The organism is Ruegeria sp. CDSA077 (assembly GCF_059612265.1).
This window is the reverse complement of the sequence record NZ_JBXWQG010000001.1, coordinates 1,112,154-1,124,725: the sequence shown is the minus strand read 5'-3', so window position 1 is coordinate 1,124,725 and position 12,572 is coordinate 1,112,154. Positions and strand designations below refer to the sequence as shown.

Below are 12,572 nucleotides of genomic sequence, written 5' to 3'. Positions count from 1 at the left end.
TCTACTAAGGGCCGGCAGATTCGCTGCGGGCCAGGTTTCATTCTTCGTTTTTCTCGTGGTTTGACGCGCGTTTAGGGGACGGGCCCCGCGATGTCCAACCCAAATTCCGATGAGCGCGCGAAAATACTGCGATTCTCAGCATGTTCAAGCGATTTTTCTGAGCGCCTGCTATGACAGGATTTCAGGCCCGTGTCACTCGTCTTTTTTCAGTGCATCGCGCAGCCCGGCCAAGCCCGCAAAGGGTTTGACATCTTCATCCGTTATTGCCTGTTTGCCGGGTTCGGTAAAGCCCGCCTGTTCCAATTCGGCACCTTCTTTCCGGGGATACTGGGGCAGGGCAAGCGCCAGCGCTTCGGACATGACCTCGGTCAGAGCGATTTCGGTCCCTAGCGGTTCAGATTCGTCACCCTCCGGGATTTCGAACTCTTCCTCGTCAGGGTTTGTCCAATCTGACAGAAACATCCGGGTCACCGGAATGTCGATCCGCGTGGTAACCGGTGTCAGCGTCACGACACAGGGTTGAATCACGGTTGCCCCCAGTTTTCCTGAAAGCGCCCAATCACGCTCTCCATGCGCACGCACCTCGCCGACAAAACTCAGCTTACGCAGCCCAAGCAGGCTCAACTCGTTCTTTAAGACATCCAACTCCTGTGCGTCAGGGCGAATTTCAAAGGGCGTCGGTGCGTTCTGAGGCAGGTCGGCGACCCGTAAAGATGTCTGGTTGCTCATACGTGGCCCTTTCGTGTGTTGAACCGGGGTGGCGGTTTGATGTAATCGGATAGGGGCCGCACGGTCCCAAGGCAAGAGGGTGTGAATGTTGAAAGTTATGAGCAGGTTGAAACCAGCGTCCAGAACGCTCGTATTTGCGGCCTGTCTGACCGCTGCTGGTGCGTGTGCTCCGGTCTTCAAGAAACACGGATATGTCCCCACAGCCGAGGACCTGGCCGAAATTCAGGTGGGTGTCGATACACGTGAAAGCGTACTCGAATCCGTTGGCGCGCCCAGTACTTCAGGTGTCGTTCGCGATTCCGGCTTTTATTATGTGACATCACGCGTTCGTCATTATGGTCCGAAACGACCGAAAATCGTCTCGCGCGAGCTTGTGGCGATCAGCTTCGATGACCGGGGTGTTGTGCGCAATATTGAACGCTTTGGCCTTGAAGATGGAAACGTCGTGACGCTGGATCGTCGTATTACCGAATCCTCAGTTCAGAACCGTGGGTTCCTGCGGCAGCTGCTTGGCAATATCGGCAACTTCAACCCGGCAAACATTCCTGGCGCGACCAACTAATTCATAGTCACGTCTTGTCAACTTCACAGGGCGGTCACAAATCCTGTGTTATTGACCCTGCAAGACGAAACAGGTCAGCAACCCAGGAGGATGCGACCATGGCACTATTGCTCGGCAAGGGCCGGTACCGTGCGCGTCAGGCGCAAACACCGCAGGATGTTGCGGCGGCGCAGTGTCTTCGAACACTGGCTTTCGGGACTGATCAGCCTGATCAGGATGAGTTCGACAGCCGTTGTACGCATATTCTGGTCGAGGATATGCGTGCCAACGGTAAACTCATGTGCTGCTTTCGCATGTTGATGATGGAGCGCGGGGCCGAGATTGGCCAAAGCTATTCCGCCCAGTTCTATGACCTCTCGGCACTTGAAGGGTTTAAGGGGCGTATGGTCGAGATGGGGCGCTTTTGCGTGCATCCTGGTCAAAACGACCCAGACATTCTGCGTGTTGCCTGGGGGGCGATGACTGCATTTGTCGATCAGAATAATGTTGAGATGCTGTTTGGCTGCTCATCGTTTGCGGGTACAGAAACGGCGGAATATCTTGATGCTTTTGCGATGTTGAAACATCGCCATTTGGCCCCGAAACGCTGGTTGCCACGGGTCAAGGCCCCAGATGTTTTCCAGTTCGCCGCGAGATTGCGTCGGCGCCCGGATGCCAAAAAAGCCATGATGCGCATGCCCCCTTTGCTGCGTACTTACCTGATGATGGGCGGCTGGGTCAGTGACCACGCAGTCGTTGACCGTCACATGAACACTTTGCATGTCTTTACCGGCCTCGAAATCTGCGCGATTCCGCCCGCACGTAAACGTTTGCTGCGGGCCGTTGCCGGGTAATCGCCGTTGACGGCTCGACGCTGCGGGGGTAGCTGGCGGGCATGGCAAGAATTCCTTTATTGCAGATGTCCGGCATTTCCCTGACTTTCGGGGGCGATCCGGTTTTTTCAGACCTTGATCTGGTGGTTCAACCAGGCGACTGCGTCGCTCTGGTTGGGCGGAACGGATCCGGCAAGTCAACCTTGATGAAGGTGATGGCCGGTTTGGTAGAACCGGACAAGGGCGAGATTGTAATTCCCCCGGGTAAGTCAGTCGGTTACATGGAGCAAGACCCCGGAATGGAAGGGTTTGCTACGCTCGGCGACTATGCCTCCAGCGGGTTAGAGCCGGGTGAGCTTTACAAAGTCGAACGCGCAGGCGAAGGGCTGAAATTCGACCCGGCGCGCGCTGTTGAGACGGCCTCGGGCGGTGAACGCCGCCGTGCCGCGCTGGCCAAGCTGATGGCCGAAGCCCCGGATTTGATGCTGCTGGACGAGCCGACCAACCATCTTGATATCGAAGCCATCGCCTGGCTCGAGCGTGAGCTAGGATCGACACGGACGGCCTATGTGCTGATCTCACACGACCGTGCCTTTCTGCGCGCCTTGACCCGCGCGACGCTGTGGATCGATCGTGGGGCGGTCCGACGGCAGGAGCAGGGGTTTACGGCATTCGAGGCTTGGCGCGACAAGATCTGGGAGGAAGAGGACCAGCAACGTCATAAGCTGAACCGTCTGATCAAGTCCGAGGCGCGATGGGCCGTCGAGGGCATCAGCGCCCGTCGCAAGCGCAACCAGGGTCGGGTCCGCGCCTTGCAGGACCTTCGATCTGAAAAAGCCGCACAGATAAAACGTCAGGGTTCGGCCGCGATGACCCTTGAGGCTGGACCAAAATCAGGGCGAAAAGTGTTTGAAGCCAAAGGCCTATCCAAGTCTTTTGGTGATCATCAGATCGTGCGCAACTTTGACCTGTTGGTACAGCGGGGCGACCGCGTGGCCTTTGTTGGCCCAAACGGCGTCGGCAAGACAACATTGCTGAAAATGCTGTTGGGACAAGAGAACCCGGATGAGGGTTCGGTCACGCTGGGCACCAATCTTGAGATTGCAGTATTCGACCAGGCCCGCGCGCAGCTCGACCCCGAAATGAGCCTTTGGGACAGCCTGACTGGCGACCCCGAGATGCGTGTTTCCGGCAAGGCTGATCAGGTGATGGTGGGTGGCCAACCCAAGCATGTGGTCGGCTACCTCAAGGAGTTTCTGTTTGACGAGGGGCAGGCCAGAGCAGCCGTTAAGTCACTGTCAGGTGGGGAAAAAGCCCGTTTGCTGCTGGCAAAGCTGATGGCCAAACAGTCGAACCTGCTGGTATTGGACGAACCGACCAACGATCTGGATGTGGAAACACTGGATCTGTTGCAGGAACTTCTGGACGATTATGACGGTACCGTTTTGCTGGTCAGCCACGACCGCGATTTCTTGGACCGTGTGGCCGCAACGACCATCGCGATGGAGGGTAACGGCCGTGCAACCGTCTATGCCGGGGGGTGGTCGGACTATCTCGCTCAGCGCGGCGAGGTGTCTGATAAGAAAGAAGTAAAAACAAAAGCTTCCAAGTCAAAGGTAAAGCAGGAGGCGCAGCCGAAACTGGGGCTATCATTTTCAGAGAAACACCGTCTTGAGAAATTGCCTGCCGAGATTGAGCGGCTTGAGGCGGAAATCGGAAAGCTTGAAGAGCTGATGTCCGATCCTGAGCTTTTCAGCCGTGAACCTGTTAAATTTCAGAAAGCGACCGAGGCTTTGGTCGAGCGGCAAGAAAAGCTGGCCGCAGCCGAGGAAGAGTGGCTGATCCTCGAGGAAAAGGCCGAGGGCGCCTAGATCAGCTTTCGCGCTGTGGCCGGCTATCCGACCACAGTTCATTTGAGTGAGCCGTTTTCATCGGTAGGTGATCAGCCACGCTCAGCGCATTCGCAGCGCGCCGTCGATACGGATGACCTCGCCGTTCAGATAACCCATTTCGACGATGAACCCGGCCAGTCGCCCGTATTCGCGGGGGTCGCCAAGGCGCACAGGGTTGGGAACGTCAGAGGCCAGTTGTTGCTGCACCTCTTCGGGCAGACCGGCTAGCATCGGAGTCATAAAGATTCCGGGTGCGATGGTCATCACGCGGATTCCGGACGAGGCCAGATCCCGTGCCATGGGCAGGGTCATACCTACCACACCACCTTTCGAAGCCGCATAGGCAGCCTGACCCTTTTGCCCATCAAAGGCCGCGATTGAGGCTGTATTGATGATGACACCGCGCGCGCCATCCGGTTCTGGGTCGTTCTTTGCCATTTCCGCGGCTGCAAGGCGTGAAACGTTGAATGTACCCACAAGGTTGATGTCGATCGTGCGCTGAAATGCATCAAGCGGGTGCGGGCCATCCCTACCTACGGTTTTCATGCCAACCGCGATCCCGGCGCAATTCACTGCCGCGTTGATCGCTCCCATCTTCTCACGGGCATGGGCGATGGCTGCGGCCACGGATGTTTCATCGGTCACATCCGTCTGGGCGAAATGCCCGCCAATTTCTGTTGCGATCTGGTGACCCCGCTCGGCATCGCGATCCAGAATGGTTACCTGTGCATTGTTTTCTGCAAAAAAGCGGGCCGTTGCCTCACCCAGCCCCGAGGCGCCTCCGGTGACAATGGCTGCGGTGGTCGACAGGTGCATCTGGATTTCCTTTCAAAAGATATGAACATACGTTCATTTAATATCAGCCAAGGGACAGTGTCCATAGGGGGGCGTCGGGCAGGCGACCCTTCCTCAAGGCTTTCTCAGGTCAGCTTCAGGCGTTCTTAATGTTGGAATCTCAAATCGACACTGGACGCAATCGAGCGTCTGGGTGGCGCATTTGAGGAGGACAAACTATGCGAATTGGGACCAAATCAGGGCTTTCCGCTTTGGTAGCCGCTCCGTTTCTGGGGATTATGGCGGCTGGAAGTGCGGCCGCTGCACCAGAGGTCTGCAACTGGAAAACGGCGCGGGATGCTGCAAACAGCGGCGATTATGCGACCATGTGTGAGTGCACGCAGGTAACCCCCAGCTTTCTAGAGCGCTTGCAGAAACGTGCGGATTTCGAAACCACATTGCAAAACACATCCGCGCAATGCCCGGGGTTGGCTGCCTTGTTGACCGACTTTCCGACAGCATCGATCGTAAGCGCGGCAAATGCGGGTGAAGACCGCAGCTCGGACCCAAGTTCACCGCTCACGCCGGTTGGCGGCGGTGGAACCGGGTCCGGAGGGTCAGGCGGTAACGGTCCCGGCAACGGCGGCGGAGATGATCCGGGTGGCGACAACCCTGGCGATGATCCCGGCAACGGTGGCGGGGATGATCCCGGTGACGACAACCCAGGTGATGATCCCGGCAATGGTGGTGGCGATGGCCCCGGCAAACCTGGAAATGGCAATGGCCCCGGCAAAGGGGGCAATGGTCCAGGTAAAGGCGGGAACGGCCCCGGTAAGGGCGGTAACGGCCCTGGCAACGGCAATGGAAACGCTGGAAACCCCGGCAATGGCGGGGGCAATAACGGCGGCTCTGGCCCCGGCACCGGAAACGGTGGAGGTAACAACGGCCACGGCGGAGGCCACGGTAACGGCGGCGGCGGCCACGGGAATGGCGGCGGCCACGGTAATGGTGGCGGCGGTCATGGACATGGCGGCGGCAAAGGGGGCAAGGGATAAGCCCACACTTGGCAGATATGTCCGTACCGAAACAGAAACGGCCACCCAATTAGGTGGCCGTTTTTCTTTCAGAGGTCTTAGTTATCCCAACTGAACCAGCGCGTGCCTCTTCTTGCCCGCACTCAGTTTGATGGGCGAGGACAAGGCGCCTGCGTCGATCATCAGTCCCGCGTCTGTTAATGAAGCGTCGTCCAGTTTGGCGCCGTTTTCTGCAATCAGGCGCTTGGCCTCTTTGCCAGATTTCGCCAGGCCAGACTGTACGATCAGTTGCACGATGGATATCGGCAAGTCTGCTTCGCCGACCGTTAGGGTCGGCAGATCGTCCCCGACGCCACCTTTTTCGAACACTTCGCGAGCGGTGGCCTCGGCGTTTGCCGCAGCCTCGGCCCCGTGCAGCAAGGAGGTGACCTCGTTTGCCAGGCGGATCTTGGCCTCGTTGATCTCGGACCCCTGCAATGCGCCAAGGCGGTCACACTCATCCACAGGCAGTTCGGTGTACAGCTTAAGGAACCGCCCAACATCCGCGTCGGTGGTGTTGCGCCAAAACTGCCAGAACTCATAGGGTGAGCGCATCTCGGCATTCAGCCAGACCGCACCGTCTTGCGATTTGCCCATCTTCTTGCCATCGCTGGTGGTCAGCAGTGGTGAGGTCAGGCCATAGATCTCGTTATCCAACACGCGACGGGTCAGGTCGATACCGTTGACGATATTGCCCCACTGATCGCTACCGCCAAGCTGTAGGACACAGCCATAGCGACGGTTCAGTTCAAGGAAGTCATAGGCCTGCAGGATCATGTAATTGAATTCGAGGAAGGATAGCGATTGCTCGCGGTCCAGCCGGGATTTCACCGATTCAAAGGCCAACATCCGGTTGACCGAGAAATGCCGGCCGATGTCGCGCAGGAAGTCGAGGTAATTTAGGTCGTCCAGCCACTCTTCGTTGTTCAGCATCAGTGCTGCGTTTTCTGCGCCGCTATCATAGTCGATATAGGCGGCAAACACCTTTCTGATGCCTGCGATATTGGCGTTGATCTGGTCCGGGCCCAGCAGGGGGCGCTCATCTGACCGGAAGGACGGATCGCCCACCTTCGTGGTGCCGCCGCCCATCAGGGTGATCGGCTTATGACCTGTTTTCTGGAACCAGCGAAGCATCATGATCTGGATCAGGCTGCCCACATGTAGGGACTTTGCCGTTGCATCAAACCCGATATACGCCGACTGACACCCGCTGATCAGCGCCTCGTCAAGGCCCTGATAATCGGTGCAGTCAGCCAGAAAGCCGCGCTCGATCATCGTGGCGATGAAATCCGATTTGGGGTGGTAGGTCATATCGTGCCCTTTGGGTTAATGTTGCGGGGCAGTGTATAGGCGGTGGGGATGACAAGGAAAAGGCACCTTATCCAAGAAAAACACGCCGCTTATGTGATCTGGCTTGCCTTGGGTTTGCGTTAACGTGCAGGTTGTGGGCAACGCGACGACATAACGGGCGCGAACAGGCGAAAGAGGGCTGGCGTGGGTCGGGCAATTAGCAAATCAGGCGTATTGACTGCATTGGGTGCAATGTCGGGGACCTCGCTGGATGGCGTGGACGCGGCGGTGATCAAAACGGACGGTTACAGAATTCTTGGCTTTGGGCCCACCGGATACCGCGCCTATTCAGATGCAGAGCGGAAAACGCTTCGCGCAGCACTGGGGCAGTGGCATGGCCATGATGTGGATGCCGCGGCGGAATTGGTCACGCTTGCCCATGCCGAAATACTGGCCGACTTCGACAAGATTGACCTGATAGGGTTTCACGGTCAGACCCTAGCACATGAACCAAGCGGGCGCGGTACGTTGCAGGTGGGTGACGGCGATGGCCTGACGCAGGCCTTGGGTGTCCCCGTCGTTTGGGATTTCCGCAGCGATGATGTGGCGATGGGGGGCGAGGGCGCTCCGCTTGCGCCCTTTTACCACTTTGCCTGTGCCAAGTGGATTGAGGCCAACCAACCGCTTTGTTTTCTGAACCTGGGCGGGGTCGGGAACCTGACCTATGTAGATCCCAGGTTTGATGGCCCTGAAATACCAGGTGCGCTGTTGGCTTTTGACACCGGTCCGGCCAATGCACCGGTTGATGATCTGATGCAGGAACGTCTGGGTCTGCCCATGGATCGCGACGGCGCGATTGCGCGCGGCGGCAGGGTCGAGGCCGGGGCGCTTGAGTTGTTTCTTGCAGAGCCCTTCTTTAACAGGATGCCGCCAAAATCACTGGACCGGAACGACTTTGCCGAGATGATCCGCCTGGTGCAGGAACTCTCTGACGCTGATGCGGTTGCCACCCTGACCGGCATGTGCGCCGCCGGAGTTGCGCAAGGGATCGAGCATTGCCCGGAACCGCCGTCGCGTGTGTTGGTGACAGGAGGGGGACGGCATAACCCGGTCCTGATGGAGATGCTGCGCGTTTCGCTGGATTGTCCGGTGGAGCCGGTCGAAGCGGTTGGTCTGGATGGGGATATGCTGGAAGCACAGGCCTTTGCCTATCTTGCTGTCCGTGTCGCGCGCGGGCTGCCGACCTCTTGCCCCGGCACCACAGGGGTTAAGGCACTGGTCGGGGGCGGGATGGTCAGCGTTCCATCGAGCGAACGTAGTCTGACGTAAATTCTGAATACCCCTCAGAGGTCGATTTCAAATGTGCTTTGGTCCAGTCATGCAGCGTTGGCAGCTGGTGAAACGGCACGTTTGGAAAGGCGTGGTGTTCGGCGTGATAGGGCATGTTCCAGGCCAGAAATCGGACCAATCGGTTGGTGAACGTAGTGCGCGAGTTTTCAAGCATATTCGCCACCGGCGGGCAGAGGCCGTGTTCCGCAAGCAGGTACAGCCGAAGAACGGGCTGTGCCACCAAGACCGGCAACAGCCATAAGCTGACCATCAAAGGTGACACCAGCAGGCTTGCCCCTGCAAGCGCGTAAATGGCCAGCAGGACACGGGCCTCAATCCGCATGGCCTTATGTTGGCGATGCGGCAAATAGGGCGCCTCGATCCGGCCCATTGCGTTACTGATCAGAACGCTCATCATCCCAGACCAATAAGGCCAACCACTCAGATAGATCAGCAGGCTGGGCCAGCTGTCGGGCCGCGGTTTGCCCCCCAGTTCGGGGTCTTTGTCCGGGTGGTTGGTCCATTTGTGATGCGCGAGGTGAAAGTATCGAAACCAGGTAAAGGGCAGGGCGATCGGGAGTGAGACCAGATGCCCGACCGCATCATTCATCCAGCCAGTCCGAAACGGCGTTTTATGGGTGCATTCATGGCTGAGGGTGAACAGAAACACCAGCAGCACGCCTTGCGGCAGGATCAGCAGCGGCCAGAGCGGGATTTGCAGTGCTATGCCTGTACTCGTTGAGCTCAGCACCAATAGATACAGCACCAAGTGCCTCAGACCCGCCGCGTCAGACCGCATCTGCAGCCGGTCTTTGGCCTCGGCCGGGAGTGATGCGATGAGGGCGCGGTGATCCATCGGTCAGCCTCGGGGGATGTCGAACCCTGGAGCGGCGAGCTCGAACCCGTCAAACTCAAACCCCGGGGACACGGTGCAAGAGACCAGCGTGTAGGCCCCCGTGCTGCGCGCGGCCTGCCAGTGATCCTTGGGCACGATCAGTTGTGGTGCGCCTTGCGACAGGTCCGGGGTCAGCATGTGGTCGGTCGCCGGGCCAGTTTCGGTTGCGCTGAGCGACAGCACCAAGGGTGCCCCCGCGTGATACAGCCAGATCTCGGTCGCATCGACGCGGTGCCAATGGCTGGCCTCGCCTTGGGCCAGCAGAAAATAGATACAGGTCCCGGTGGCGCGGCCGTGGTTATCAGCGCGCCAGGTTTCACGGAACCAGCCGCCTTCGGGGTGGCGTTGCAGATTCAGATGTTGAATGATCTCTTGTGCGGTCATGGGGCCTCGGTCGTTTCAGGGCGATTATGCACGGGATTGGACGATCCGCTATGGTATTCGTCCCGATCAGGAATATGTTTGGAACATGACTCTGATGATCCCCTTCGACAACAGTTACGCCCGTTTGCCAAACAGCTTTTATGCGCGGCAAGCGCCGGTGCCGGTTCGTGCGCCTCGCTTGATTGCTTTCAACTCCGATCTTGCGCAGATTCTGAGAATCACGCCCGGCGAGGTGCATGAAATGGCCGAGGCCTTTTCCGGCAACGCCCTGCCAGAGGGGGCAGAACCGATTGCACAGCTCTATTCAGGGCATCAGTTCGGAAATTATAACCCCCAGCTTGGGGACGGGCGCGCGGTTTTGCTGGGCGAGACAGTTGGGACGGATGGCGTTCGACGGGATATCCAGTTGAAGGGATCAGGCCCGACGCCGTTTTCCCGACAGGGTGACGGACGTGCATGGCTGGGTCCGGTGCTGCGCGAGTATGTGGTGTCCGAGGCGATGCACGCACTGGGCATCCCGACCACAAGGGCGCTGGCCGCCGTTGAGACTGGCGAGGCCATTTTTCGAGAAGGTCCAATGCCTGGTGCGATCCTGACCCGTGTCGCACAAAGCCACCTGCGCGTAGGTAGCTTTCAGATCTTCGCCGCGCGTGGACAGTTGGACAGTCTGCGTCGACTGACAGATTATGCCATCCAGCGACATTACCCGCAGGCCGACGGCCCGATGGGTCTTTTGCGCGCTGTTGTCGACGCACAATCGCAGTTGATTGCCGCATGGATGAGTGTGGGATTCATCCATGGGGTGATGAATACTGACAACTGCTCGATCTCAGGCGAAACCATTGATTACGGCCCTTGCGCCTTCATGGATAACTATCATCCCAATACCGTCTACAGCTCGATCGACCGCATGGGTCGCTATGCCTATTCCAACCAGCCCGAAATCGCCGTTTGGAATGCAGCGCAGCTGGCGACCGCGCTGATCCAGCAGTTCGAGGATAAAGAGGCCGCCGTTGCTGAGGCTACCGAGATCGTCCATGCGATGCCCGACCTGATACAGCAGCACTGGCTTACAAAGTTCCGGGCAAAGATCGGTCTTGAGATGCAAGAAGACGGCGATTTTGAGATGATCTCGGACTTGCTTAAACGCATGGCGCAGAACAAGGCGGATTTCACCAATACCTTCCGGGCGCTGGGCGGCGATCAGGAGCGGGATCAATTCACCGATCCGCAGGCCTTTGATCAATGGGCAGACGGTTGGCGGTCGCGGCTGTCTCGTGAAAAAAAACCTGCTGAGGTGATTAACAAGGCCAATCCGGCCTTTATCCCGCGCAACCACCGGGTCGAACAGATGATCCAGGCGGCGGTACAGGGGGATTTTGACCCATTCCACCGGCTGAACAATGTGCTGTCCCGGCCCTATGAGGATCAACCCGGCGCTTTGGATCTGACACGGCCACCGGCACAGGATGAGGTTGTTCAGGCGACCTTCTGCGGTACATGAGTTCCTCACACCTGTTTTCGCAGTCAGCTACGTCGGTGTTTCGCCATGCGCTTGCTTTGGTGAAGCCGGCTTGCAATCAACGATGAGCAGCGCAATCCTGCGATCTCAAACGGACTTTCAGGAACCCATGTCTCAGACCGCAATCCTGCGCATCGCCAGCTATAATATTCAGAAATGTGTCGGACTGGATCTACGTCGACAGCCCCAGAGGATTCTTCAGGTCATCGAAAGCCTGCAGGCCGATATTGTCGTCTTGCAAGAGGCCGACAAACGATTGCCTCCGCGCCCTGCGGCCCTGCCGCATTTCATGCTTGACGAAGCGGGATGGCAGATCGTCGATTTGGGTGGGGCTGGCAGCTTGGGGTGGCATGGGAATGCAGTGATCTGGCGGGGTGATGCGATCCGTGTCCGGCAGACCGGGCATCACGAATTACCGGGGCTGGAACCGCGTGGAGCTGTCAGGGTCGAGTTTGACACACCAATCGGTCCGCTTCGGGTGATGGGCATGCATCTGGGGCTCTTGCCCGCCTCACGCCGTCAGCAAATCACCCACCTCAGACGGTGCGATGCGAATCTTGAGGATTTGCCAACTGTCTGGGCGGGGGATTTCAATGAATGGTCCCGACAGCCGGTTCTGGATCACCTGGCCCCGGATATGCACTTTCTTCCACCATTCCCCAGCTTTCCAGCGGCACAGCCGCTGGGCGCGCTGGATCGGATCGCGCTCGGCGCGGGGCTTGAGGCTGTTTTGCATGGCGTGCATTCGGTGCGACCCGCGCATATCGCCTCGGATCACTTGCCAATCTGGGCCGATCTACGCCTTGTAGCTTAGCCGGTAAATCCCCTGTAGCGCCGATCACGCATACGGTTTAATACAGAGAACCGAATATATGCCGAGGGTTCCTATGTCCGACACGATCATCGCCCGTTGCGAAGCCAAAGGCCTGCGTATGACAGGACAGCGCCGCACGATTGCACAGGTGCTGCAACAAAGCGATGATCATCCCGATGTCGAAGAGCTCTATTCGCGCGCCTCGCAGGTTGATTCTGGTATTTCCATCGCCACCGTCTATCGGACCGTCAAACTGTTCGAAGAGGCCGGGATTCTAGAGCGTCTGGAGTTCGGCGACGGGCGTGCCCGGTACGAGGATGCCGAACGGGATCACCATGATCACCTGATCGACATGCAGTCGGGCGAGGTCATCGAATTTGTCGACCCCGAGATCGAAGCGCTGCAGGAAAAGATCGCCGCCAAGCTGGGCTATAAGCTGAAAGGCCACCGGCTAGAGCTGTACGGCGTGCCGCTGGATCACGACTGACCCATCACA

13 protein-coding genes are annotated in these 12,572 nt (G+C 58.3%); 8 read left to right on the top strand and 5 right to left on the bottom strand.

Annotated features, from left to right (window positions below):
* Positions 1-192 precede the first annotated feature (192 nt).
* Positions 193-729: a YceD family protein gene (locus AC2FLE_RS05635; protein ID WP_496695709.1), complete on the bottom strand. Its 537-nt coding sequence runs from the start codon at positions 727-729 to the stop codon at positions 193-195.
* Between the two features lie 85 nt (positions 730-814).
* Here AC2FLE_RS05635 and AC2FLE_RS05630 point away from each other — a divergent pair, with 85 nt between their 5' ends.
* From AC2FLE_RS05630 to AC2FLE_RS05620, 3 genes are all read left to right on the top strand, one after another.
* On the top strand, positions 815-1,291 hold the full coding sequence (locus tag AC2FLE_RS05630; protein ID WP_142633360.1) for an outer membrane protein assembly factor BamE: 477 nt from the start codon (positions 815-817) through the stop codon (positions 1,289-1,291).
* Between the two features lie 98 nt (positions 1,292-1,389).
* Positions 1,390-2,124: a GNAT family N-acetyltransferase gene (locus AC2FLE_RS05625; RefSeq protein ID WP_496695707.1), complete on the top strand. Its 735-nt coding sequence runs from the start codon at positions 1,390-1,392 to the stop codon at positions 2,122-2,124.
* A gap of 41 nt (positions 2,125-2,165) precedes the next feature.
* The gene (locus AC2FLE_RS05620) at positions 2,166-3,974 is read left to right on the top strand and encodes an ABC-F family ATP-binding cassette domain-containing protein (protein WP_496695705.1); all 1,809 of its coding nucleotides are present in this window, start codon (positions 2,166-2,168) and stop codon (positions 3,972-3,974) included.
* 81 nt (positions 3,975-4,055) lie between these two features.
* On the opposite strand, the gene AC2FLE_RS05615 is transcribed toward AC2FLE_RS05620, so the two are convergent.
* Positions 4,056-4,811 (bottom strand): 3-hydroxyacyl-CoA dehydrogenase, encoded by a 756-nt coding sequence (locus AC2FLE_RS05615; RefSeq protein ID WP_496695703.1) that lies wholly within the window; start codon positions 4,809-4,811, stop codon positions 4,056-4,058.
* 197 nt (positions 4,812-5,008) lie between these two features.
* Between AC2FLE_RS05615 and AC2FLE_RS05610 the strand changes: the two genes are divergently transcribed.
* Positions 5,009-5,824 (top strand): hypothetical protein, encoded by an 816-nt coding sequence (locus tag AC2FLE_RS05610; protein ID WP_496695701.1) that lies wholly within the window; start codon positions 5,009-5,011, stop codon positions 5,822-5,824.
* A gap of 81 nt (positions 5,825-5,905) precedes the next feature.
* Here AC2FLE_RS05610 and tyrS read toward each other — a convergent pair whose 3' ends face one another.
* Positions 5,906-7,153, bottom strand: coding sequence for a tyrosine--tRNA ligase (tyrS, locus tag AC2FLE_RS05605; protein ID WP_142633369.1), 1,248 nt, complete (start codon positions 7,151-7,153; stop codon positions 5,906-5,908).
* A gap of 183 nt (positions 7,154-7,336) precedes the next feature.
* Between tyrS and AC2FLE_RS05600 the strand changes: the two genes are divergently transcribed.
* Positions 7,337-8,461, top strand: coding sequence for an anhydro-N-acetylmuramic acid kinase (locus AC2FLE_RS05600; RefSeq protein ID WP_496695698.1), 1,125 nt, complete (start codon positions 7,337-7,339; stop codon positions 8,459-8,461).
* On the opposite strand, the gene AC2FLE_RS05595 is transcribed toward AC2FLE_RS05600, so the two are convergent.
* Both AC2FLE_RS05595 and AC2FLE_RS05590 read right to left on the bottom strand, forming a co-directional pair.
* Positions 8,427-9,317 (bottom strand): fatty acid desaturase, encoded by an 891-nt coding sequence (locus AC2FLE_RS05595; RefSeq protein ID WP_496693433.1) that lies wholly within the window; start codon positions 9,315-9,317, stop codon positions 8,427-8,429. The two genes, AC2FLE_RS05600 and AC2FLE_RS05595, sit on opposite strands and share 35 nt — an antisense overlap.
* Positions 9,318-9,320: 3 nt before the next feature.
* Positions 9,321-9,740 carry a cupin domain-containing protein gene (locus tag AC2FLE_RS05590; protein ID WP_496693434.1) on the bottom strand — a complete coding sequence of 140 codons (420 nt, stop codon included), beginning with the start codon at positions 9,738-9,740 and terminating at the stop codon, positions 9,321-9,323.
* A gap of 85 nt (positions 9,741-9,825) precedes the next feature.
* Here AC2FLE_RS05590 and AC2FLE_RS05585 point away from each other — a divergent pair, with 85 nt between their 5' ends.
* The 3 genes from AC2FLE_RS05585 (at position 9,826) to AC2FLE_RS05575 (ending at position 12,563) form a co-directional block, all read left to right on the top strand.
* Positions 9,826-11,244 carry a protein adenylyltransferase SelO gene (locus tag AC2FLE_RS05585; protein WP_496696099.1) on the top strand — a complete coding sequence of 473 codons (1,419 nt, stop codon included), beginning with the start codon at positions 9,826-9,828 and terminating at the stop codon, positions 11,242-11,244.
* A 127-nt stretch (positions 11,245-11,371) separates the two neighbouring features.
* Positions 11,372-12,076 carry an endonuclease/exonuclease/phosphatase family protein gene (locus tag AC2FLE_RS05580; RefSeq protein WP_142635102.1) on the top strand — a complete coding sequence of 235 codons (705 nt, stop codon included), beginning with the start codon at positions 11,372-11,374 and terminating at the stop codon, positions 12,074-12,076.
* A gap of 73 nt (positions 12,077-12,149) precedes the next feature.
* The gene (locus tag AC2FLE_RS05575) at positions 12,150-12,563 is read left to right on the top strand and encodes a Fur family transcriptional regulator (RefSeq protein ID WP_142633379.1); all 414 of its coding nucleotides are present in this window, start codon (positions 12,150-12,152) and stop codon (positions 12,561-12,563) included.
* Positions 12,564-12,572: the final 9 nt, after the last annotated feature.